This is a genomic window from Legionella saoudiensis (genome assembly GCF_001465875.1).
GTDB classification, from domain to species: domain Bacteria; phylum Pseudomonadota; class Gammaproteobacteria; order Legionellales; family Legionellaceae; genus Legionella; species Legionella saoudiensis.
In genome coordinates, this window is sequence record NZ_LN901324.1 from 1,201,893 (window position 1) to 1,226,295 (window position 24,403).

A 24,403-nucleotide genomic window follows, 5' to 3' on the forward strand; every position below is an offset into this window, starting at 1 on the left:
TAGTTCCTCAGAGCGAATGGAAAAATTAGGCTAATTCTATCCCACAGCTGTATTTATACTGCCCAATACAGCTTATGTGGTTTTTTAAAAAGTGCTTATACATCAGTAGCCACCTCCCTGCGTAAAAAGCTATATTTTTTTCCAGTAACATAAATAAAAAGCAAGCATAAAACAGCGCAGATACTTATGGGAATACCTGGGTTTAAGTGGTTTTCAGAAGTGATAATTAATGAAGGTATTAAACCACCAAATATAGTCAAACTGAAGTTATAAGAAACAGCAAGCGCCCTGCCACGCAAGCTTAATCGAAATTGAGTAACCATAAAAACAGGCAGTGCCGCGTTGAGTAATGCTTGAATGAGAGCAAAAAAAACTAATACCATGATACAGAAAATGCTATTAAGCCATGGCAATACAGCAAAAATAACATAAGAAAACCCTAAATAAAGTAAGGAGGCAATCTTGATTTGTCTGATTACACCAAATTTATCTGCTAAAATCCCGGCAAATGGCAAAGCAATTAAGTAGGTTAGAATAGCCAGGAATGTGATTAAAATTGATTGCTTATGAGAATATAAATTTAATGATGTAGACAAAAAGGTGGGCATAAAAATAAAAGTAATATAATAAGCAGAAGCGGATAAATTGGTAACGATAAACGTTCCTAATAGTTCCTTTTTATAATTTTTAATAAGATTGCTAAAGCTTGGGATTGCCGTATCACTTGGAATAAAATTATCAATTTTGTTTCTAATAAAAAGCAAAATAAAACAACTCAATGCGCCAATTAAAAATGGGATACGCCAAGCGTAGTGAATAACTTGCTCATGAGGCAGCAAATAAAGAAGAATAAAAATACTAAGGTTCGCTAATAGCAGTCCAACACTCCCACCAACGAATGCGAAACTTCCAGAAAAAGCAGGAGATTTTTTTCCCTGCTCTACCGCCATAATAATGGCCGAAGAATATTCTCCTGATATGGATAACCCTTGAATTATTCTACAAATGATAAGACCTGCACCCCAATACATACCCATAAGATGCGCAGGAAGCAAGCCAATTGCGGAAGTTGCTAAAGTCATGAATAGGGTTGAAACCAATAATACTTTTTTTCGCCCTAAATGATCGATTAAATACCCAAAGCCAATAGCTCCCAAGGGTTTAACCACATAACTGACAACATATGCCAGAATAGTAAAATTAATAGCAGTACTTTTATCTTGGAAAGAAAAAAAGACCTCCGATAAAATCGGAATAAGCAATGGGAATACCGTAAAATCATAAACTTCAATCAATGTTCCTAAGAACGCCGAAAACAGGGTAACTTTTTTCATGTACATCCAAGCAATGTTTGATTTGATTATTGTAACATTGGAATAGCAGCAAACGTAGGTTGGCACTGCCTTATATGTGCCTAATAATTCCCATAGAAGACGTTATCCTAAGGAGTTTACAGCGAAGGATGAGGTGCCCAGCTGCGCTTTATTCTATGAACCTCTTCAGTAAATATTGGGTTAGTTCACTATAAATTTCGCAAGAAATGGATAGAATAAGCTTTGCTCAAAACCTATCATTAAGTAAAGGCTATCCAAATTTATGGCTCGGTACAACTAATCAAACGAGTCAAGGAGTTGAAAAACATGTCAGGGCATAATCAAAGCAACTATGAACGCGTGGAGAAGGCCATTCATTATATTAATGAGCATTTTAAAGCACAGCCTTCATTAGATGAGGTTGCTAAAGCCATTCATGTCAGCCCCTATCATTTTCAACGCATATTTAGCGAATGGGCTGGAGTTAGCCCAAAAAAATTCATGCAATACATTAGCTTAAATTATGCCAAAGACTTATTAAAAAAGCGTATGCCCTTACTTGATGTCACTTATGAAACGGGGTTATCCAGCGGCAGTCGTCTGCATGACTTATTTGTGAATATTGAAGGCATGACACCTAGAGAATTTAAAAATGGAGGGGCAGATTTAACCATTAATTATTGTTTTGCGGAAAGCCCCTTTGGAAAGATTATTGTTGCTTCCACTGCCAAGGGCGTTTGCGCTATGTCTTTTGAAGAGGATGAAACCCAAGCGCTGATCAATTTAAAAACACGCCTCCCCAATGCGAAGTATTATCAAATTACTGATAAGTTTCAGCAAGATGCTCTGCTTATATTTCAAAAAGACTGGAATAATCTTAGTAAAATCAAACTGCATTTAGCAGGAACCCCATTTCAATTAAAAGTTTGGGAGAGCCTTTTAAAAATCCCGTTGGGAACTTTAGTTACTTATGGGGATATTGCACAGAATATAGGAAATCCCAAGTCATCACGAGCAGTGGGTTCTGCGATTGGCAGCAACCCCGTTGCCTTTCTCATCCCCTGCCACCGCGTAATTCAAAGCAGTGGAAAAATAAGTGGCTATCTTTGGGGAGAAGCCAAGAAAAAGGCCATTATAGGATGGGAAGCAGCTAAAATAGAGTTGTAGAGGTGAGCGAATGGATCTTATTGAGCAAATAACTGGGGCATTCCATAATTTACTCCCTTATGGAGGTACAGTACATTATTATGGCCCTATCATGACCCCGAAGATGGCTGATGATTTTTATGATGCATTGATGCAAAGCATTAATTGGCAAAATGATGAGGCGATTATTTATGGAAAAAAGATAATTACTAAACGCAAAGTAGCCTGGTATGCCGACCAGCCCTTTTCCTATACTTATTCCAAAATAACCAAAACAGCGAACCCCTGGCTTCCTGTTCTTAAGGAGCTAAAAGAGATGGTTGAACAAGAAAGCGGAGAAAAGTATAACTCGTGTCTGCTTAATTTATATCATGATGGCAATGAAGGTATGGCCTGGCATAGTGATGCTGAGAAAGATTTAAAGAAAAATGGTGCGATAGGCTCTCTTAGTTTTGGTGCAGAGCGTAAGTTTTCATTTAAGCATAAAACAACAAAAGAAACTGTTTCCCAAATTCTTCAGCATGGTAGTTTATTAGTGATGAAAGATGCAACTCAGAATAATTGGCTTCACCGTTTACCGCCAACAAAAGCCACATGCATGCCTAGAATTAATTTAACATTTCGAACTATTGTACGTACTATAATAGATCCAGCAGCGATCTAAGCAAATTAAAGGATTAAACATTATGATAGATCTTTATTACTGGCCTACACCTAATGGGCATAAAATTACAATTTTTTTAGAGGAAGCTGATTTGCCCTATAAGCTTGTTCCCGTAAATATTTCCAAGGGAGAGCAATTTGCTGAAGACTTTTTGAAAATATCTCCAAATAATCGCATGCCTGCATTGGTTGATCATGCTCCCAAAAACTCTGAAAAACCTATAGCTATATTTGAATCAGGCGCAATCTTACTCTATTTAGCCGAAAAAACCGGTCAGTTTTTGCCTGCTAATTTGCATGAGCATTATGAGGTACTGCAATGGCTATTTTGGCAAGTTGCTGGATTAGGGCCTATGGCAGGACAAAATCATCATTTTAGCCATTATGTCCAAGACGTACCTTATGCAACAGAGCGCTATGTCCGAGAAACAGCTAGATTATATGGTGTTTTAAATAAACATTTAGCAAACCGCGAGTTTATAGGAAGTGAATACTCAATCGCAGATATGGCCTGTTATCCTTGGATTGTTCCTCATGAAATGCAGCAACAAAATTTAAATGATTTCCCTTCTTTAAAAAGATGGTTTTTAAAAATTCAAGAGCGCCCCGCCGTTCAACGTGCATATGATATAGAGAAAGACATCAATGTAGATAAAGTATTATCAGAAGAAGCTCGTAAAATTCTATTTAATCATGGGCAAAAAACGTAAAATAATTTAAAGGCAAACTTTAAGCCTCTTCTGAGGCTTAAAGTAAATAGGGTACAGCGATACACATGACAAAAATGCATGAAAATGAGCAAGCAATCGACTTAGAGCTTGTTCGATTTCTTCTAAAAAAGCAATGTCCTCAGTGGGCCAAGCTTGAGCTCCTTCCTATTCCCTCAAGCGGTACTGATAATGCCCTATTTCGTTTGGGTAGCCAGTATGTAGTTCGCATTCCTCGTATTGAATGGTCTCCAGGTAGTGTTACGAACGGAATTAATAAAGAATGGCTATGGCTTCCACAGTTAGCCCGGCATTTAAAAATTCCTATATCTGAACCGATATTCAAAGGGGAGCCCGATGGTAATTACCCCTGGCCTTGGAGCATTACCAAATGGAATGAAGGTCATAATCCTGCTTTTGAAAAAGAAAATGAATACGAGAAGCTTGCTATTGATTTAGCCAATTTCTTAAATGACTTACAGGGTATTAAGCTTTCAAAATCAGGCCCTCTGTCCCGCCGCGGTGTGCCATTAGAGGAGATGAATGAGGAAACGCAAAAGGCATTAAACGCTTTAGAAAATGATATGGACACAAAACCATTAGCTTCTTTGTGGGAGCAATTAGCGAATACTCCAAAATGGGATAACCCCGCCGTTTGGTTGCACGGGGACTTATTGCCCGGAAATATTTTAATTAATAACAACAGACTGAGTGCTGTCATCGATTTTGCGGATGTTGGTCTTGGTGACCCCGCTTGTGATTTGATTGTCGCCTGGAGTTTACTGAATGAGCATTCAAGGATGGTTTTTCGTAAACATCTGATGAATGTTGATGAGCATACTTGGAAACGAGGGCAAGGATGGGCCTTATCCATCGCACTGGTTATTATCCCTTATTATAAAAACACCAATCCGGTCTTAGCCTCTGTAGCCAAAAGAATGATTGAGCAACTTATCTTATCTAACAAATAACAGGGTAAAACCCGTATTACACTGCGCTAATACGGGCTACAGGTTAGATAGGCATCTGACTTAAAGGCTTTTGAGGTTCATTCATTTCCACTTTTGCTCGAGATGCCATCATGGCATCATGGAAATGCGCAAAAAACAAATTTTTATGATCCTGTTCGTTAAACTGGATAATTAAGGCATATCCTGGTTCTTTTTCTAATGAAGGATCTTCTTTAATGTCCTTTTTTATCTCTCGAATAATCTTTAAGAACAAATGTTCACTGGCAGTTGAACTTACTGTTCCATTAAAAAAAGTAAGGGCAAGGGCTGTAGTCACATCATGATTAAGAAAATAGCTATTAATTTCCTCTTTTCTTGAAGCAGAACTCCAGAAATAGCTACTCCAGGATTGACGACTTGTTGAATCCTCCTCTAATGCTTTATCTATTAAGTTATAAAATCGTTTTCCTTCCGATGCAGTCGCCCCTACCCAAGAAAACAAAGTATTGAATACCAATTCGATACCCCGTTTGCTACAAAGCTCAGGCAGCCCAGTGTCTTGACTAGTAGGAATACCATGGGATAATGATATGAGCGCTTTTTGCATAAACTCATTGAAAGGCGTGGTAAAGTTGCGTGCATTATAATGGTACGTTAACAAGCCTAATTCTTTAGTAAGAATAGGTGAGTCATCGACCTGGGAGATATTTAATTCACGGAATGACTTGGCAAATAATAGAGAAAGAAACGGAAATGAACTTAATTGTACGGCAAGAAATAAAACATCACTAATAATATCCTCTTCTTCCCATGAGCGATTGGATTTTATTAACCAATCATTTAGAGCTGTTTCATCTCCTTGAACTAAAATACTTATTAACTCCCGTCGTTTTTTTTGAGAATCTTCATATTCATTGGGCTCATAAGGCTCCTCATAAATATCCACATGAAGCTCTAGCTCATCATCATGATCAACATACTCCTCAAAGTCATCAAAATTGTCAAAATCCTCCTGATCACTCAATGAGTCCGATGTAGTATTGTGCGGTGATTTTCCTGGCATACATCTCTCCCAATAAATAGCGTCGAAACTACTATATGCTTAATAAATGTAAGATTCAAGGATTAAAAAAAGCGCTAAAAAGAACTTAAATACTCTTTAGCTCATTGAACGATTAATTCTCTAACTAACTAAATAAAAAGGTTTTTTTAACGTTTGGTTGCAAAGGCTAGAGGTAATATCTGTAGTTTTGAAAAGCATTAAATCAGGTAAATAATACTTCCGCTTATGGCAAAGCTCTAAAAGATTCCTTTTAATACCTAAAAAATCCGTTTGGCTCCCCTATCCTTATGGATTTAGGGTTCTGCACTGTAGGATAAAGCGTTTTCATATTTGTGCGCGCCCCTCTGAAAATGATATCTCGCAGATGGACGCGTAATGAACGTAGCTAAATGTTACTTATTTGACCTATGCCGGCAACGACACCTTCCACGCCTAGTTCTTCTCGATGTTCTTCTACAATTTCACAAACCGAAGACGACTTTTCCTGCCCCTTACTACTTAAGCCTGCCTGAAGTTCATTTTGAACCATTGGTCCTCCAAGCAAACTTATGGCTCTAGATGAATCTAGACTTGCTTCTATTTGTTTTAGTGGAGCAGATAAGCCAGTCGTTGCGGTGAATTTTCCTTCAATTGCACCTGTCTCCTGGTTCACGTGCAAGACATAAGGAGGTGTAAACAAAGATACTTCGTTTTGCTCATTTTTTGTTTTATAAACACTACGGGTTTCCGCGTAAGCAAAAATTGAACTCATCCCAAAAAGATCAGCAAAAAAAGTTTGAAAATTTTTCCCATGCCCAAAAAACCAACAGTCACGCCCCTCAGCTTTCTCAATAAGCTTTTTAATTTCCTCGACTTTATCACCGGCATAATCTAAATCTTGTTTTACATCAATGCGGCCATCGATTATCTGAGGTTCAACAAAACCATGTTTTTTTATATTGTTTAACGCCTGCAATCTTTTTTCATATAAACTATCAAAATCTTTTTGGCTGCAAAAAAGCATAGAAAAAAACCAAAGAATCACTTTGAATGGCGATCGCCAAAAAGAAATAGTTGCGTATACTTTCTTCATATCTGCTTTTGAACGAACATCCGTCCCAGAGGGATGACTACTATTTTCTGTTAATGCAGGTTCAATAGATAGTTCTGCATCACTAATATGAGCGGGAATTAGTAACCCCGCTGTTTGCATCGCGCGGTTCATTGGGGAAATTGCAATGAAGGGTTTAGGATGTTCAGGATAAAATAATAAATTGCCTGTAACTTGATTTGATTCACGCATATTGGATTCTGCTGATGCTGAAATAGGCGCATTAGGACTAAGACCCAAGCGTTTTTGTGCCCATATTGCACTTTTCCCGTGACGGCTAAATAAGATGTGCCCCGTAATTTCCAGGCTCTGAGCGTTAAGGTATACCTGATCCGCCTCTTTGAGTTGTTTTAGTAAGGCTCCTTTTGCTTCGTCATTAGCCTGATTTAGTTTAGTTATAAGATCTTCAACATGCTGAAAATAAACTTGTTTTCTTTGATCCTCGGTACTCTCTGCCTCAACAAAAGAACTCTTTTCATCCATTAATGGAATAAATTTTTTTTCTTGCACAATGATGTTCCTAATTAAATTCAAGTATATTTGCTTGTACATTATACAGAAAAATCGTCAAAAAAAATAACATTTTGATCTTTATAATCGATTCGCACGCGTGTAAACAATTGACTTACTTGTTCCATACAATATATCCGTTTACACTGTAACTCGTATATTAAAAGACTTCTGGGTCACATGCCCCAGAGTTGTACGAAGGACGCGTGCATGGGGGTTATGATAAGGACGTTTTTTTACCTGGCTCTGGGAGTGATTCTCTTGGGCTGCACTGTATCATTGCCACAAAAACGCCAACTTGAACATCTCAGCTCCCTACCCAAAATCGAACCGGAGGTTAAACGGCGATTAAAGCATAAAAATACTTTTGCAATGGGCAATTGGCCCCAACAGCAATGGTGGTTAAATTATGGCTCAGCTGAATTGAATCAACTAATTGAGGAGGCTTTGTCGAGTAATCCATCCATTCAGGAAGTACAAAGCCGAATTACCGTAGCACAACAAGAAGCCAATGTGGTGCATTCTACTTTATTCCCACTTGTATTTTTTGATGCAACTGATACCCAACAGCATTTAAGCAAGCATGGATTATATCGAGCCTTGAATCCTAAGCTTCCGCTTAATACGACCTTCCTGGATTTGTCGCTCTCATTTCTCTATGAATTTGATTTTTGGGGGCAAAACCGTAATCTGCTAAACGAGGCCCTCGGCAAAGCAAAGGCTCAAGAGGCTGAGACTGAAGAAGTAAAACTCATTATTACAACTGCACTGAGTCAAGCCTATTTCGCCTATAAAACCAATTTACAAAGAAAACACTTATATGAAGAACTAGTCCGTATACGGCAAGACCTTGTTACTTTGCAAAAGCACATGGTGCATAAAGGACTATCCTCGGAGCTGCCAGTACTTGCTGCCACAGAAAATTTACTGGAAGCAAAGAAATGGCTGGCAAGTATCAATGAAGAGTTAAGTAACAATACCCATTTGCTTAATGTACTGGCAGGGCGAAACCCCGCCCACCCCTTATCGAATGAGCGAACATTGCCTCAACTCCCTAAAACTTTAGAAATTCCGCGCAGTATTTCCATTGATTTACTTGCACGCAGACCTGATTTAATGGCACAAATTTGGCGAGCAAAAGCCTGGGCTTATAAAACAGGGGCTGCAATGTCTGCTTATTACCCCAACGTAAATCTAAAAGCCTTCATCGGGTTACAAAGTGTAACGTGGACTAAGTTTTTTGAACTGGCCAATGGTACTGGCGGCCTTACCTCCGCAATTCATCTGCCTATTTTTACTGCAGGTGCGATTCGCGGCAATATTAAAGCCGCACAAGCCCAATTTGAGGCGGCAATTTATGCTTATAATAATTTGCTCTTACGAAGCACTCAGGAGCTTCTCGATACACTGGTTTTTGCTCAAACGGTTTACCAGCACAAAGCAGAGCAAGTAGAAATCATTCATCAAGCACAACAACGATATCGTCTGGTTCGTTTACGCCAGCAAAAAGGTTTAGACAGTCAATTTGATGTGTATTATTTGCATGAAGAAGTGGTTCAGAAACAACTGGTTAATAGCACCCTGTTGTATAACCAATACCTCGCTTCAATTAAAATAACAAAAGCCTTAGGTGGTGGATATTACCAACCCCAGGTGCCACTGGTACAGCAACATGAAGAAAAAAGCTAAACAACAGCATATAGCCCTTATTATTGCACTTTGCATCATTTTTTTATGCTTCTTTTTATATTGGCTTTTTATTTGGCGTTTTGAAGAATTCACCAGTGATGCTTATGTTCAAGGCAACTTGGTAACCATTAAACCCTTACGTCCTGGCTTTGTAACCGGTATTTATACTGATGACACTTATTACGTAAAAAAAGGACAACTTTTAGTTACCTTAAATGAAACCGATTCCATTATCGCCCTGGAAAAAGCAAAACAAAAATTAGCACAAACTGTACGTGATGTCTGTCAGGCCTTTCATAATGTTTTTGTTTTCGCCGCAGACATTAAAGTAAAAAAAGCAGAGTATCTGAAAGCAAAACAGAACTATAAACATCGCTATGATGTAATTCAGATGAAGGGAGTTTCTTTAGAGGATTATCAAAATGCAGCCGATGACTTACGCGCCAGTGCTGCATCATTGGAAAGCACGCAAAACAATTACCATAAAACGCTTGCCTTTATCCAAGGTACCTCCATCACCGAGCATCCGTTAGTACAGAACGCTATTCAGGAGGTTCGCGATGCTTGGGTGCAACTTTATCGTTGTAAGATTTATGCGCCCGTAGAAGGTATTGTCGCTCAACGTAGCGTGCAGGTAGGCATGTGGCTCTCCCCCAGTGATGGGCTCATGTCGGTTATCCCGCTTGACCAAATATGGGTTAATGCGAATTATAAAGAAACTCAATTGAGCAATATTCGCTTGGGACAACCGGTACGAATTACCTCGGATCTCTATGGCAATTCTGTGGTTTTTCATGGAAAAATTGCCGGTTTGCCTGGTGCTGCCGGCAATGCATTTGCCTTACTTCCCCCCGAAAACCTTTCAGGAAACTGGATTAAAATCGTGCAACGTCTGCCGGTTCGCGTATCTCTTAATCCTGATGAGCTGAAAAAATACCCCTTACGTGTAGGGCTATCCTTAGAAGTCACTACGGATCTCTCCAACCAAAATGGTGGATTTAATAACACGGCTACCACTGAATCACCACGGTATTCAACAGATATCTTTCAGCAAGAAGAGGCTGGAGTCGATAAATTACTTACCCGTATTATTGCCGCCAATATTGACCCGAACCTGCAAAAATACGCACAAAATGTATTTGCCTATAATGAGTTAGCCCATGAGAAAAGAGTAAAGAAATGATCCTTTATTTACTTATCTTTTCTCTGGCGGCTGTAGTTTTTAACCTTACTTTGCCCCTTATGGCAGGATTATTCATTGTTGATAATCTTGGCGGCAGTACCTACATTAGCTCTTACGCCATTAGTTTCTTTTGTATTGGTAATATGTTAGGTGTGCCATTTGGCAAGCCACATAGCACTCGCTTAAACCCCATTCAACTCTATATTCTATGTTTAACATTAATGATCTTTTTTTCCTGGCAATGCGCCTTTGCGACGAATTACCTTTCTTTTATTTTATTTCGCTTTCTAGAGGGGATTGCTTCAGGCCCATTATACCTCTTAATTACTTATACCCTTATCCCTGATCTTGCCCCCAATCGTGATAAAGCATTTATCACCTCATTGCTCTTACTTTGCTTTTCTTTAGGTCCTGTTCTTGCCGCCAGTTGGGGAGGATGGATTGCCTTTTATCATCAATGGAGACTGCTGTTTCTTTCCCACATCATCTATTGCTTCTTTTTAATTATTTTTGTGGGTTATCGTTATCGAAAACACTACCCGGCGGTTAAAAGAAGCCAATTTGATTATCCTGGTTATTTTTTCTATGCCATTTTAATAATCTGCTTTGGTACCGTAATTGCTGCAGGACAGGAGCTGGACTGGTTTCGCTCCCCACTTGTTCGCACTCTGGCGATAATTGGCAGCATCAGTAGTCTGTTTTTTGTTTTGCGTTGTCTTCATCATCGGTATCCACTGATTGATTTAAAATTACTAAAAAATGGTTATTTTTGTTTGGCGATGCTGCATGTAAGTTTACTCTTTGCCATCTACTTCGGCATGATTATTTTGCTCTCTTTATGGCTGCACCTCTATGTGAATTACAGCCCATTTTGGGTGCTTCTCTCAATTTGCGTCACCCTTTTAGGGGCCTGGTTACCCGTTGTGATTCATTATAAAGCCTATGACCCACGTTTTCCGCTGATAATTGCTCTGATTTTTTTAATTGCATCCAGTTTGTATACTATTCAATTTAACGTACAAATTGATTTTAATCGTATTGCCATTTCACGAATTTTAACAGGCTTTGGACTTAGCCTTTTTCTCGCACCATTATTTCGCTTATCGGTACAGGTTTATCCTAAAGAAAAACTGCATGAATGCCTAAACTTATTTCATATCATCCGACTTTGGGGAAGTGGCATTGGCATCGCGCTCTTTGTGACGTTGTGGCATCGTCGCCAAGTATTTTATTATGAGCGCTTAGGCAGCCGCTTAACTGAATTCTCAGCCGTAACCAATGATTTTTTCAAAAAAGCCCAGCAGGTTCCCCTTCCCGGAAAGCATGCTTTTGCCCAGCTCAGCTCCTATCTTAACCGCCAGGCAACTGCTCTGGCTTTAGATGACTGTTTTTACTTAATGAGTTGGATTTTGATTGCGTTACTCATCATTTTATTATCCACATTTTTCTTTAAAGAACCGGTGTTATTTGATAAGAAAAATGCACCGTACTAGAGCTTGTCATTTCAAATGCTTATTCATTAAAAACGAAATAATTTCAGAATGCTCTTCATCGTCCCCTTCATTCTCAAATGAAGACATAAGATGCTCACGCCAAGTAGCTGGTGCATTCCATTTACTTAGGTAATCCTCTTTTTGTTGTTGATTAAGCCCATGCCAAAAAGGAAGCCAAACGTAATGAATCCAAATTTCCCCTGATTGTCGCCAAAACATATCCCAAGGAGCAAAATCCAGGGCAAAAATCCAGGGGGGATCAATTTCTGCACTCACAGGATAAGGCCCTTTAAGCTGTATCGATTTTTTATTCCCTATAAACTCTATGGAACTATCGATAAAAAAATTCACCCATTGTTTTGACTGGACATTTTGAAATTGTAATTTCCCAAAACCAGTCTTATTAAAATAATAATCGCTAGGGTAATACTGTTTCAGCTCATTAGAATGCTCTTGCTCCAATGGCCACTGCGACCGCTTATAAAATTGCTTTCTTTTATACGGGTAAAGATAACGGCAGTGCAAAAGGAAGCAAACAGTTGTTTTATTAATCGGCTTAGGAGCTGTTAATGTGCCAATTATTTTTCTTTCTTTAAAAATCAAATAATTTTGTGCTAATGGCAGGACAGATTGAGAATGCTCTTTAGGTAAAATTATTTCAAGCCAATTAACGTCTTCCCTTTTCATGCGCTCTACCCAATTAATTTCGTATCAATCTGATTTTAAATTTTAATTGATTTATGGAAAATTAAATAGCATAACGAGCATTTCCTGTATCAATCAGCTCTTTTTCTTAGAATCCAGATAGGTTTCACAACATTCACTGGTAAGTGGTCGGGAATAAACATAGCCCTGGAAGCCGTCAATCCCTTGGGTATGAAGCGTATTGAGTTGCTGTTCATTTTCAACTCCCTCTGCAATCACCTTCATATTTAATTTATGAGCCATAGTAGTAATCGCATGGATAATCGTTTGATCCAAGGAGTTTTCTGCACAGTTATCAATGAATACCTTATCAATTTTTATTTTGTTAACTGGTAAAAGTTTCAAATAAGATAGAGCTGAATAACCTGTCCCAAAATCATCGAGAACTAAGTTTACCCCTAGTTGCTGTAGCTTTTTAATTTCTCTGTATAAGTTCTCATTGTGGTTAAGAACTAGTGTTTCTGTAATTTCAAGCTCTAAAAATGCAGGATTAAACTGGGTTTCGGTTAAAACCTCTGCAACAACAGAGCTAACTGATTGGTTAAGAAATTGTGCTGCAGATAAGTTAATTGCAATAAAACCTGAAAAGATATTTTTGTCTTGCCAAAGTTTCGCTTGTTGGCAAGCCGTTTTTAAAACCCATTCACTTACAGGACCAATTAACGGACTTTTTTCTAAAGTCATAATAAAATCTTTAGCTTCTAAAACTCCTTTTTCAGGATGTTTCCATCTGATTAATGCTTCAAGACCGATTATTGCTCCAGTATCCACCGCATAAAAAGGTTGATACATCAAAAAGAATTCCTGATTCTCATAAGCGCGTTGTAATTCCTTATCTAAACCGTGTATACGTTGGTAGTCTTCCAATAATTGAGTGGAATAGTAATAAAACCGATTGCGCCCTTTTTCTTTCGCCTGATATAAAGCCGTATCTGCAAGCTTAAGTAAGGTTTGTATATCATGCCCGTCATCCGGGAAAATACTGATTCCAAGGCTGGTGGTCGTCTGCAAAATATGCTCACCAACATGAAAGGGTTTAGAGAGTTCATGGAATACCCATTCAACGATGGAATTTAAGTATTCTTTGGAGGTAAATTGAGTGAGCATGACGACAAACTCGTCTCCCCCTATCCGTGCAGCAATATCACCTTTTTTTAAAATAGAGTTTAATATTTTCGCAGTATGAACCAGTAACTTATCTCCATAATCATGCCCTAAATTATCATTAACCATTTTAAAATAATCTAAGTCTAAAAATAATAAAGCAATTCTTTTGCCCGTGATACCTGATTTTCTAGATGTTTGTTGAAAGAGCTCATACAACATATTACGGTTAGCAAGCCCTGTGAGTGGGTCATGCGATACCTGATAATAAAGTTTCGCGTTTTCCAACGAAGTCATAGCCTGCGAGCTAAGTAGCTGCAAACTGTCTATATGACTTGCGGTAAACGTATTATTACTTTCTTTATGCTCTAAATACAAAATATGGCAGAGCTGACCTTGATAAAAAAGTGGCATCGCCAGGATCGATTTAGGCTGTTCTTTTTGCACATAAATATCATTGAAAGTGAGATCCGACTGGTTTGTATCATTGATAATGATGGCTTTTTTGGTCAATTGTACATAGTTCAAAACGGAAAGAGGATATTTTAATCCCGCATCAGATGCTTTGAGATTATTCAAATAAATGTTTTGTTCTTCTGAGTTTCCTTCCGCTTCAATAATCCATTTTCCATTTATCCGGGTTAAAATAATACTGTTCTGAGCGCCTGAATTTTCCAAGACAATGGTAAGAAATTTTTGCAATAGTTTATCTAAACGGATCTCACTGGATAGTAACTGGGTAAATTTCAAAATAGCTAGCATGTCTAAATGATGGGCCCCGCCTCCCCCCGGAGGCAGCATCGGTTTGGCTAATGCTGTTTGGCTGGTAATGTATGTTGGATAATTATCTTCTAACCATTGAGCTTTAGCTAAGGCACCCCATTTTTTAAATAATTGATAGGCATTTTGTAAATAGAGTTGTGCCACTCGCCCTACTTTTTGGCTAATGCAATAACAACCCGCCTGCTCACTGGCAATCGCCGCAATTAAAATGGACTTGCTCGCCAAGGCCCTATTAACTGCTTCATCATACAAAGGAAGGGCATCTTGGTTATTAAGATGTGCTAATTCCGCATCAATTAATAGGGCATGCATTTTAAAATTATCAGGACACCAAGTAGCGTAGGTATCAATCAATTGTTTAAGCTGCTTTATTGTCTTTAAAATGGGTTTATGTTGTTTTTTGGGTAATTGCCGAAGGTATTGGCACAAAGCCAGCGCATAATAAAACTTGCCATCAAAATGGGTTATTAATCCTTTATCATACTCAGCATAAGTCTCATGATGTTGTCCCATTTGCATGGCTTGGTTGATGTTGCCTAATAGAAAATGTAAGCGCGTAATTGAGCAGTAAAAAAAGCCCAGTTCCGTTTTATTCTCTCCTTGAATAATGCGTTGTTCAAAAGCGTCCAATTGCTCAGGCTGGACTGGCTCCAGATTCTTTAAGCATTGCACGGAATAAGCCCAAAATTTTGTCACATTAACAAAATCTGAGATATTGGTACGAGACATAAATGACAAGGTAGCCTCAACAGCCCCTTTTACTTCGTCCAGTGATTGTCCTATGGTAAAAGAATGAAGTACTAAAGTGATGCTACTGTAATTGCTATAGCCTAAATCCCCCGCTTCGCAGCCTAGGTTAAAAGCGTTCCTTATTGTTTTATTACATTCACTAAGAGGTAATTGATAGGGCTCAATAAATTCGCCTAAAACAAATTGATTCCTGCCATCAAAGTTTGATACCCCATATTTTTGTTTTAACTTATTATAAAGTCGGACAAAAGACAGCGCTTCCTCATGTAAGTATAAAGAATGCATAAGCACAAATGCATAGACTGGAATACACATAGAGGTGCTTTCGGTATAACCATGCTGTAAACTTAAGCGTATATTAATGCAGGTCAGCAAAATAAACATTTTTTGCTCAATAATAAAGGCGCTATTTAGCAATTGCGTAATTAAGTTAACGATGGCCTTTTGTTTCAAATCACTCATCAAAGGTAAATCAATAAATTCCGGCGGCGTTCTTTTTAGTTGGAATTTAATTTTATAAATGGCGATTAATAAGTGATAGGTCTTTGGTTTTTTGGGGATCTGGATGCCAAAACTTTTTAAAGCATTTAACCCTAAATTAAGTGCATCTCGATGTTTACCAATGGTGGCTAACATTTCAATTTTAAGTCGATTGATTTCTAAAATCTTAAGTGGCTCTTTTTCTTGATTGAGCAGTTGATTAAAATAGTTATTGGCATTAACAAAATCGCCAATTAAATATTTGCATGCCGCCAACTCTTTATAGAGCTGGAACGCCAATTCTTCTTCCATTTGCCAACAATTATCTGGTAATAAAGAAATACCCGCGGAGAAATATTCATTCGCAGCATAATAAGCTGAGGCTGATTTAGCTTTCTGGCCAGCCCATAAATTATACTTGGCTAATTCCACTCGTTCATTAGGGTTTTTAATCAAAAAAATGGCTTGATTAAAATGCTTCATCACCTCGAACAACCGCTCATCTTTTTCTGTAAGCGCTTTTTCTTTAAGTAACAATCTACCTATTTTTAGATGGATATAAGGCAGCCTATCTTGTTCTACTAATTCCGAGCTTGCTTGCTGAATACGATCATGAACAAATCGATAATTTAAAGTACTTAATTGCTCACGATTGATAATGCTCTCTAAACCTACCAGGTTTTGAGTTAGATAAGCCTCTTCTATTGGATAAATTAAATTGGCTTTAATTGCCTGGTATAAGCCCTCTGCGGTTTGCCCAATTGTTTTTTCACTAATGGTAACCAAAGTGTCAAAATCAAATTTATGGCCTAAACACGCCGCTAACATTAAAATCTCTTGAGTGGCTTGAGGCAGCCAATGAATTTTTGTTGTCAGCAACTCCACCACATTATCCGTAGCGTTCTGCTGCAAAATTTGCGATAAATCCCACTCCCAGCAACCTAGTTCATAGGAAAATCTTAATAACTTGTTCTGATAAAGAACTTTAATGAATTCATTAATAAAAAAGGGATTTCCCTGAGTTTTCTCGAAAACGCATCGTGCTAATTCGTGGATTTTTTTTAAAGGACTTAATAAAGTATCATGTAATAATTGCTGAATATTTTTTAATTCTAAAGGCTGCAGCGTAATTTGCGTGAGTGCCACATTGTTATTACTAATATTATTCAATGTTTGTTGTAAGGGATGACCCTCATCAATTTCATTATCCCGATAAGCACCTAACAGCAATAAATAATTGGTCTCCTGATCTTGCAATAGGTTTTCGATAAAATTAAGCGATGAATTATCTGCCCATTGCAAATCATCAAGGAAGATAATTAATGGATGATTTTGTTGCGCAAAGACACGAATCAAATTTTGGAATGCCAGATTAAATCGTATTTGCGTATCGTTAGGATTCAATTTTGGAACAGCTGGTTGTGCTCCTATAATTAATTCTATTTCTGGAATTACATCGATAATAACCTGTCCTACTTTGCCTAAAGAATCTAGTAGCTTGGTTCTAAGATTATTTAAATTATCCTCACTTTCCGAAAGGACTTGTTCCACCAATCTTTGAAATGCCGAGACAATGCCGCTGTATGGAATATTTCGTTGTATCTGATCAAATTTCCCTTGGATATAATAAACACGATGTTGCACCATCGCTTTATGTACTTCATTAACCAAAGACGTTTTCCCAATTCCAGAATATCCAGCAATTAACACTATTTCTTTATTGCCTTTGCTTACACGATTAAAGGCTTGTAATAATTGCTCTACTTGTGCATTACGACCATATAAATTACGCGAAATGCTTAAATAATCACGGGTATCGTTTAAACCTAGAGTGAATGGTTTAATACAGCGTTTACGTTCCCATTGCTCTTGGCAGGCCTGAAGATCAGATTTTAAGCCAATGATACTTGAATACCTTGACTCGGGCATTTTATTCATAAGCTTGTCAATAATCGCATTGAGCATCTCCGGAACGTCTGATCTTTTTTCAAATACTGGTGGTGCTTTCTTAGCAATGTGACAATGCACTAACTCCAAAGGATCTTTGCTTTGAAATGGTAATTGATTCGTTAACATCTGGTACAGAGTTATTCCTAAAGAATAAAAATCCGTGCGGTAATCAATAGGACGATTGATGCGACCTGTTTGCTCTGGTGAAATATAAGCCAAATCTTCTTCAAGATTGAAGGTCATATAATCAAAAGTTTCTTCTGAAAGTTGCGTACAGACACTTAAATCAATGAGCTTTAAGGTTAACTTATCGGGATCAATGATAATATTTGATGGGTTAATTTCTTTATGAATAATTTTTAATTGATGCAATTCCCCAATTATATCCACTAACTGCAAAGCCAATTTACAGAAATCACCAATTTCTAAGCGATTATCCTTAAGATAATCATGTAAAAGCATTCCTTCTACATTCTCTAAAACTAATATTGGTACGGGAATATCTTGTAAAAAGTCATAGGCTTTAATAATGGTGGGCGCATTAATTTGTTGTAACAAGTTAAACTCGTGCTGTAAAACAGCGAGATTTTCTGCGGTTATATGATGATTATTTGGTGTTTTTAATAAAACACGGCACCTATCTTTACTTCTAATGGCATAGTAAGTATCGATATTATGATTATTACGCATTTTCTTTTGTAATGCATAACCTGATATGGCAACCATTTCGACTCATTTATTGATAGTCATTCTCTTATATATTTGATTTGTCATTGCAGTTCAAATCAACATCCCGATACGTCTATCAAATTTCTCTGAACAAAAAGAGTGTATTTTCCTGATCTTACAATATACTAAGATTTAGTCCATACAATTATCAGCCTCTTATGGACTTAGATTATCGTAGACCTACATAAGCTACATGTTTTCCAGTAGTGTTTTACTCGATGCTCGAGAATACGTACTATACGTAAAGTGTAGTGCAGGAAGACGGCATGTCAAAATTTTTTCTTCCTGATAAATTTAAAGACAAAAGAACATTAATCGCTAAATTTTCATTTAGAGCGCTAAGTGATTCGCTTGTATCTGTAATGATCTTTTATATTTATGTTAAAATAGTGCCCAACCGAGGATGCACTAATAAGTTCCTCATAGATATTTCTAGGTACGTTATAATACGCGTATTCCCGATTACTTAAAAAGCGTAGATACAAAGTACTACCTTGATAGGCAGCAGCGGAGATAACAGATGATTGAAGTTGAATCCAAGCGACCATTAGAAGATCCCCCTTCTGATTCAGTTAAAAATCTGAATGATTATAAGCTTGGTATAAGTAATATTACATATCAAGTCTCTTTGGCAAAAGATGGAGAAGCTTGGTGCGCTCTAATTGGGCATGACATTCAAACAGGAATTAGTGGTTTTGGTAAAACAGTGCCTGAAGCCTTACGTGATCTGGCAGATAGAATATGCGAATAATTAACCCATTTCAATGCGTTACTTTTTTGCATCCCCTAATAAAAGTGCCATAAAGATATGGTTTTCATAGGTTCCATTGATGCGAACAGCATTTTTATGGATGCCTTCCTTTTCAAATCCAAATTGTTCATATAAGGCAATTGCTCGCTTATTTTGCTCACGTACAGTAAGCTCGATGCGTGTTAAACCCTTTTGCTCTGCCTGTTGAATAGCAGCATGTATTAATTTCTTGCCAATTCCTTGCCCCCGATAAGATGCTAATACACCCATGCCTAAAGAACCTATATGAGCAAAAACCGGGCGGTCAAGCGCGCTAATATCACACCATCCAACTACGTGGTCATCACATAAAGCTACAAAATGAGGCCAATTACCCTCAATATTCTGCAATACAAAATCTCGCGTAGTATTTATAGGCGGCCCCTCTAAGAAAGCCAGATACTTAAGTTCGCGCGCAACGCTATCAACCGCCGCCCAAAATCCATCGATGTGTTTTTCAGTTATGGGAACTATTTCAATCATTTTTTAGCATTCCTCATAGTATGAGGGGTGGACCTTCATAAAAAAGTTCTGACTAATTGGCAACAGCCAGAACCGCTTTTCAATCTTATTTTTTTCTCTTTTGAGCAGATGGGCTCATTGGCACTTTAATTTCATTGGGATAATCAAAAGCCGAACCACTTGCTATATCAATTACGCCACCAATAATTCCACCAAATATAATATTACCAAAGATTAACCCTTTAAGCTTGGATTGTACCTTAGTCGATGATTTTCCATAGCCTGGTTTTTCGCAAGTAAGGAATAAATCCTTGTTGCTGCGATGAACCACAATACTATTTGGCGTGTGATCTACATACCATTTACCTTTATTATTTTCTAAGGCACAGCGTGCATTTTGAGCTGGGGGAGTTAATACCTTAATTTTTTGCTGATTGCCACTAACTATAGAAGCACAACCAGTTAAGAGAGAAAAGCCAAAACAGGCAGAAGACAATAATGCTAATTTTTTCATAATTTCCATTTTTCCATAAAATATTGGTTGCTGTTTCAACAATAAGTTGTTGATCATTCCATTAAATCCCAGTTCCATAACTTGGGAATTTTGGAGCAGGCAGAATACCAAGCTTTTATAAAAAAGCAATGAATATTTTATAAAATTGCAATAACAAGATAGGATTTGTTTTTTTATGGACAGTATGGTAAAAAACAATCTTGCTCCTGCTGTTTATTACCTTGTAAATGCCCTTAGAAGATAAATTTACAACCAAAAATAGAGGTGCCTTAAGCAACCCCGAAGGCCGATTTGAAACAACACGCTATGAACATTTTGCTGATGGCTGGAATTTAGAAGAAGAAACCTTGCCGGAAATAGAAACCGTTCTATTATCAGAAACAGCTAAATCCATTATTTCTCATAATGATTCTCCTGATTTGCCATTTGAGCAATCCATCAACCCTTATCGTGGTTGTGAGCATGGTTGCATTTACTGTTACGCACGTCCTAGTCATGCTTATGTTAATTTATCACCCGGTATCGATTTTGAAACCAAGATTTTTTATAAAGAAAATGCTGCACAACTTCTAAGCAAAACATTTGAAAAAGCCAGTTATCGCTGTAAAACGATTGTCTTAGGCGCGAATACTGATCCCTATCAACCCGCAGAGGCTTCGTTAAAAATAACGCGCAGCCTTCTTGAAGTGTTTAAGGAGTATAAACATCCGGTAAGCATTATCACTAAAAACTCCCTGATTGAGCGAGACTTAGATTTGCTTACAGCCCTGGCTAAAGATAACTTAGTAAGCGTAGCCCTCAGTGTAACCACGCTTTCTAAAGAGTTGAAAAGAACCATGGAGCCACGCACCTCCATGCCAACAGCCAGGTTAAGAGCTATTAAACGACTTACTGAACACGGTATTCCTGTACGAGTACTGGTGGCTCCGGTTATCCCGATGATCAATGATATTGAACTTGAAAAAATTTTAGAGGCAGTCAGCCAAGCCGGCGCTAAGCATGCCAATTACGTTCTACTCAGATTGCCACATGAGGTCAAGGATTTATTTAGAGAATGGCTCGATGAGCACTTTCCTCAAAGGGCATCGCATATTATGAGTTTAATCCAGCAAATGCGCGGCGGTAAGGATTATGATTCGACGTTTGGCAAACGAATGTCTGGTGAAGGCATCTTTGCAAGCTTACTAAAGAAACGCTTTCATCTAGCCTGCCAACGCTATCATTTAAATAAAACACCTGCCCAAGCGCTGGATGTGACACAGTTTGAGCGAAAAATGGCTGGCGGCAAACAATTACTCCTTTGGGATGAAATGTATTAATGATCGCAAGCTAGCGCTGAACGGAGTGAAGCCCAGCATTGCACGTTGCTGGGCTTCAGCCTACATCCCCATATCCATTGTTTATGTTATACTTGATTTTTTTACTACTGGCTTACAAACACTATGCATACATTACCTCCATGCCCCAAATGCAACTCCGAATATACATATGAAGATGGCCCCCTATTAATTTGCCCTGAATGCACTTACGAATGGAGCCAACATGAACATGATGCGGATGAAGGCCAGAATGAGGAACGAATCATTAAAGATGCTAATGGCCAAGTATTAAATGATGGAGATACCGTCACCGTTATTAAAGACTTAAAGGTCAAAGGTTCGTCTCTAGTAGTAAAAGTAGGTACTAAAGTAAAAAACATTAGACTGGTTGACGGTGATCATGACATTGATTGTAAAATTGATGGCATTGGCGCTATGAAATTAAAATCAGAATTTGTGAAAAAAGGCTAATTCTCCAAGATAAAGACACACCGGCATAATCAAAGCATAATGGAGTTAGGATGAAAGGATCTCATCACACAGCGAAACGAAATCGTATGAGTCGTCTCAATACGCGTTGGCCTACCTGGCTTGCGCTTATTGTGGTTGCTTTACTCTATGAAGCCCTACCCAAAGTATTTTATTGGGGACCAAGAGGTTTACTTATTGGCTTGGTAACGGTGCTATTGATCCCCTTAATCATTGGTCAGTGGCGCGGCGATTCTCACATCAATCGTATTCTTGCTCTAGCAATTAATATCCTTATTACGCTGTATACCATAATTTCTGTCAGTCGATTACTCATAGCTACCTTTCAAGGACAAATTGGCCCAAACCACTTGCTTATCTCATCCATAATTTTATGGGCAGTCAATATTTTGGTTTTTGCGCTCTGGTATTGGAGTTTAGATGCTGGTGGCCCTGTACAAAGAGAGCTCAAAGAAAGTGCAGGCTCAACTGCTTTTCTATTTCCTCAAACCCAACTCGCCTTAACTGAAACAGCAGGCGTACCCAAAGCGATAAAAGACTGGAAGCCTCATTTTGTGGATTACTTATTCCTAGCCTTTAATACTACCACCGCCTTTTCACCAACGGATACGCCAGTGTTAACCCGTTGGGCAAAGTGCATGTGCATGCTCCAAGCAATAATTTCTTTAGCCATTATCGTAATGCTCGCCGCACGCGCCATTAACATCTTAAACTCAGGTTCAAGTTATTTTGTTTCATAAAAATGACAAGCCGGGTTGCCCATAAGAGTCCTTACTTAAAGCTCAGGGTACGTCATCCTGGTTTTCCTATGGGTTACACAGTTTAATTTTTTATACCATAATAAATATAAATTCATAAAGATTATGTCCATGCCCCCAAAAAGCTTTGATTACGTTATCGTAGGCGGAGGTTCCGCAGGCTGTGTTTTAGCCAATAGACTATCGGAAAACCCTAATATTAAAGTATGCCTACTCGAAGCAGGCCCAGCAGACACTAATCCCTTCATTCGCATGCCCATGGGAATTATCATGGCCATACGCAGTAAAAAGCTAAACTGGCATTTATGGACCACACCCCAAGTTCATTGCAATAACAGAATTATGTATTGGCCTCGAGGGCGAACGCTTGGAGGCAGCTCCTCTATTAACGCCATGTGCTACGTAAGAGGACATGCTCATGATTATGATCACTGGGCGCAATTAGGTAATGAAGGCTGGTCTTATCAGGAAGTACTTCCCTACTTTGAAAAATTTGAACGCGAAGGAAAAATTCATGTCGATAAGCCCAGGTATTTAAATCCCTTGATGCGTGTTTTTGTTCAAGCAGGAGAACAAGCTGGTTATTCGCGTTTAGAGAATTATAATAAAGAGCTGCACGAAGGCGTAGGGTATTTTGAGGTAGCGCAAAAAAATGGACAGCGTTGGAACAACGCTCGAGGTTATTTAGATCCCATTAAAGAAAGAAGTAATTTAACCATTATAACGCAGGCCCACGCGGTTAAAATTCTTTGTGAAAATAAATGCGCTAAAGGAGTACGTATAGTCAGACGAGGAAACACGCTAGACATTTGGGCCAATAAAGAAGTGATTTTATCTGCAGGAAGCATCGGTTCGCCTCATCTTTTATTACTATCCGGTATAGGGCCTAAATCAGAGATAGAGAAACATGGTATTACTTTGGTGCATGATTTACCCGGAGTAGGAGAAAACCTACAAGATCATTTAGATATTCATATAACCTGCTTGGATAAAACACATACTTCATTTAGCTTCCGTCCTAGTGCTCTGTGGCGACACCTTAAATCATTAGCGCTTTATTTATTTAAACACCAGGGTGAATTAACCAGCAATTACACACAAGCTGTAGGTTTTGCCAAAACGAACCCCACACTAATTGCTCCCGATATACAATGGCATTTCGCAGCATCTATGTATACTAATAGCGCACGCCAATTAAGGGATTTGTTCCATCATTATGGCTATTTATTGATGGCCTGTTTTTTACATCCTAAAAGCAAAGGCAGGATTAAATTGCGCAGTGCTAACCCTCTGGAGATGCCCTTAATCGATCCTAATTATTTATCGGAAAAAGAAGATTTGGATGCAATGGTAACTGCCTTTCAAAAAAGTAGGGAAATTCTATCCCAACAAGCCTTTAAGCCTTACTGTCTAAAAGAATTTGAGCCTGGAGAGACCGTGAAAACACAAGCGCAAATTCGCGAATACATTAAGCAAAAATCAGAAACCATTTATCATCCCATAGGTACCTGTAAAATGGGTATTGATTCAATGGCCGTAGTCGATCCCAAACAATTAAAGGTATATGGAATGGAAAATTTAAGAGTGATCGATGCCTCCATTATGCCTACCTTAATTAGTGGTAATACCAATGCCCCGACCACGATGATTGCTGAAAAAGGAGCCGCAATAATTTTAAATGCGACAATTTAACTGGGAGAACATTTTTTTGCATCAAAATAGTACACTCCTCTTGCATATCGTCTTCCTATATTTTATTTTTA

General features: G+C 38.2%; 20 protein-coding genes. 12 read left to right on the forward strand and 8 right to left on the reverse strand.

Annotation, left to right across the window (positions count from 1 at the left end; all coding sequences use genetic code 11):
* Positions 1-95: 95 nt before the first annotated feature.
* Positions 96-1,334 carry an MFS transporter gene (locus tag BN3124_RS14145; protein ID WP_058535418.1) on the reverse strand — a complete coding sequence of 413 codons (1,239 nt, stop codon included), beginning with the start codon at positions 1,332-1,334 and terminating at the stop codon, positions 96-98.
* 306 nt (positions 1,335-1,640) lie between these two features.
* Here BN3124_RS14145 and BN3124_RS14150 point away from each other — a divergent pair, with 306 nt between their 5' ends.
* The 4 genes from BN3124_RS14150 (at position 1,641) to BN3124_RS14165 (ending at position 4,800) form a co-directional block, all read left to right on the forward strand.
* The gene (locus tag BN3124_RS14150) at positions 1,641-2,480 is read left to right on the forward strand and encodes a bifunctional transcriptional activator/DNA repair enzyme AdaA (protein ID WP_058535419.1); all 840 of its coding nucleotides are present in this window, start codon (positions 1,641-1,643) and stop codon (positions 2,478-2,480) included.
* Positions 2,481-2,490: 10 nt separating this feature from the next.
* The gene (locus BN3124_RS14155) at positions 2,491-3,123 is read left to right on the forward strand and encodes an alpha-ketoglutarate-dependent dioxygenase AlkB family protein (protein WP_058535420.1); all 633 of its coding nucleotides are present in this window, start codon (positions 2,491-2,493) and stop codon (positions 3,121-3,123) included.
* A gap of 22 nt (positions 3,124-3,145) precedes the next feature.
* Positions 3,146-3,832 carry a glutathione S-transferase N-terminal domain-containing protein gene (locus BN3124_RS14160; RefSeq protein ID WP_058535421.1) on the forward strand — a complete coding sequence of 229 codons (687 nt, stop codon included), beginning with the start codon at positions 3,146-3,148 and terminating at the stop codon, positions 3,830-3,832.
* A gap of 65 nt (positions 3,833-3,897) precedes the next feature.
* A complete protein-coding gene (locus BN3124_RS14165) occupies positions 3,898-4,800 on the forward strand; it encodes an aminoglycoside phosphotransferase family protein (protein WP_058535422.1) in 903 nt (300 codons plus the stop codon).
* A 43-nt stretch (positions 4,801-4,843) separates the two neighbouring features.
* Here BN3124_RS14165 and BN3124_RS14170 read toward each other — a convergent pair whose 3' ends face one another.
* Both BN3124_RS14170 and BN3124_RS14175 read right to left on the reverse strand, forming a co-directional pair.
* Positions 4,844-5,842 (reverse strand): hypothetical protein, encoded by a 999-nt coding sequence (locus BN3124_RS14170; RefSeq protein WP_058535423.1) that lies wholly within the window; start codon positions 5,840-5,842, stop codon positions 4,844-4,846.
* Between the two features lie 385 nt (positions 5,843-6,227).
* Complete coding sequence (locus BN3124_RS14175; RefSeq protein ID WP_058535424.1) at positions 6,228-7,442, reverse strand: histidine phosphatase family protein; 1,215 nt, start codon at positions 7,440-7,442, stop codon at positions 6,228-6,230.
* Between the two features lie 210 nt (positions 7,443-7,652).
* On the opposite strand from BN3124_RS14175, the gene BN3124_RS14180 reads away from it, so the two are divergent.
* The 3 genes from BN3124_RS14180 to BN3124_RS14190 are packed head-to-tail and all read left to right on the forward strand — an operon-like array spanning position 7,653 to position 11,807.
* On the forward strand, positions 7,653-9,131 hold the full coding sequence (locus BN3124_RS14180; protein WP_058535425.1) for an efflux transporter outer membrane subunit: 1,479 nt from the start codon (positions 7,653-7,655) through the stop codon (positions 9,129-9,131).
* Complete coding sequence (locus BN3124_RS14185) at positions 9,115-10,314, forward strand: HlyD/EmrA/EmrK family protein (RefSeq protein WP_058535426.1); 1,200 nt, start codon at positions 9,115-9,117, stop codon at positions 10,312-10,314. Before BN3124_RS14180 ends, BN3124_RS14185 begins: the two co-directional genes overlap by 17 nt.
* Entirely contained in the window at positions 10,311-11,807 is a 1,497-nt protein-coding gene (locus tag BN3124_RS14190; RefSeq protein WP_058535427.1) for an MFS transporter, read from the forward strand. The genes BN3124_RS14185 and BN3124_RS14190 overlap by 4 nt, the downstream gene beginning before the upstream one ends.
* Positions 11,808-11,813: 6 nt before the next feature.
* On the opposite strand, the gene BN3124_RS14195 is transcribed toward BN3124_RS14190, so the two are convergent.
* The 3 genes from BN3124_RS14195 to BN3124_RS17590 form a co-directional block, all read right to left on the reverse strand.
* Entirely contained in the window at positions 11,814-12,494 is a 681-nt protein-coding gene (locus BN3124_RS14195; protein ID WP_058535428.1) for a hypothetical protein, read from the reverse strand.
* Positions 12,495-12,587: 93 nt separating this feature from the next.
* On the reverse strand, positions 12,588-18,305 hold the full coding sequence (locus BN3124_RS14200) for an EAL domain-containing protein (RefSeq protein WP_058535429.1): 5,718 nt from the start codon (positions 18,303-18,305) through the stop codon (positions 12,588-12,590).
* 341 nt (positions 18,306-18,646) lie between these two features.
* Positions 18,647-18,856 carry a KTSC domain-containing protein gene (locus BN3124_RS17590; RefSeq protein ID WP_078061571.1) on the reverse strand — a complete coding sequence of 70 codons (210 nt, stop codon included), beginning with the start codon at positions 18,854-18,856 and terminating at the stop codon, positions 18,647-18,649.
* Here BN3124_RS17590 and BN3124_RS14205 point away from each other — a divergent pair.
* Complete coding sequence (locus BN3124_RS14205; protein ID WP_058535430.1) at positions 18,829-19,059, forward strand: hypothetical protein; 231 nt, start codon at positions 18,829-18,831, stop codon at positions 19,057-19,059. The two genes, BN3124_RS17590 and BN3124_RS14205, sit on opposite strands and share 28 nt — an antisense overlap.
* A gap of 18 nt (positions 19,060-19,077) precedes the next feature.
* Here BN3124_RS14205 and BN3124_RS14210 read toward each other — a convergent pair whose 3' ends face one another.
* Together BN3124_RS14210 and BN3124_RS14215 are read right to left on the reverse strand one after the other, a co-directional pair.
* On the reverse strand, positions 19,078-19,581 hold the full coding sequence (locus BN3124_RS14210; protein WP_058535431.1) for a GNAT family N-acetyltransferase: 504 nt from the start codon (positions 19,579-19,581) through the stop codon (positions 19,078-19,080).
* A gap of 85 nt (positions 19,582-19,666) precedes the next feature.
* Complete coding sequence (locus tag BN3124_RS14215) at positions 19,667-20,131, reverse strand: hypothetical protein (RefSeq protein WP_230849150.1); 465 nt, start codon at positions 20,129-20,131, stop codon at positions 19,667-19,669.
* A 170-nt stretch (positions 20,132-20,301) separates the two neighbouring features.
* On the opposite strand from BN3124_RS14215, the gene BN3124_RS14220 reads away from it, so the two are divergent.
* The 4 genes from BN3124_RS14220 (at position 20,302) to BN3124_RS14235 (ending at position 24,332) form a co-directional block, all read left to right on the forward strand.
* Complete coding sequence (locus BN3124_RS14220; RefSeq protein WP_058535432.1) at positions 20,302-21,393, forward strand: PA0069 family radical SAM protein; 1,092 nt, start codon at positions 20,302-20,304, stop codon at positions 21,391-21,393.
* A 123-nt stretch (positions 21,394-21,516) separates the two neighbouring features.
* Positions 21,517-21,864: a zinc ribbon domain-containing protein YjdM gene (locus BN3124_RS14225; RefSeq protein ID WP_058535433.1), complete on the forward strand. Its 348-nt coding sequence runs from the start codon at positions 21,517-21,519 to the stop codon at positions 21,862-21,864.
* A 50-nt stretch (positions 21,865-21,914) separates the two neighbouring features.
* The gene (locus BN3124_RS14230) at positions 21,915-22,622 is read left to right on the forward strand and encodes a hypothetical protein (protein ID WP_058535434.1); all 708 of its coding nucleotides are present in this window, start codon (positions 21,915-21,917) and stop codon (positions 22,620-22,622) included.
* Positions 22,623-22,751: 129 nt separating this feature from the next.
* Positions 22,752-24,332, forward strand: coding sequence for a GMC family oxidoreductase (locus BN3124_RS14235; RefSeq protein WP_149865278.1), 1,581 nt, complete (start codon positions 22,752-22,754; stop codon positions 24,330-24,332).
* Positions 24,333-24,403 lie beyond the last annotated feature (71 nt).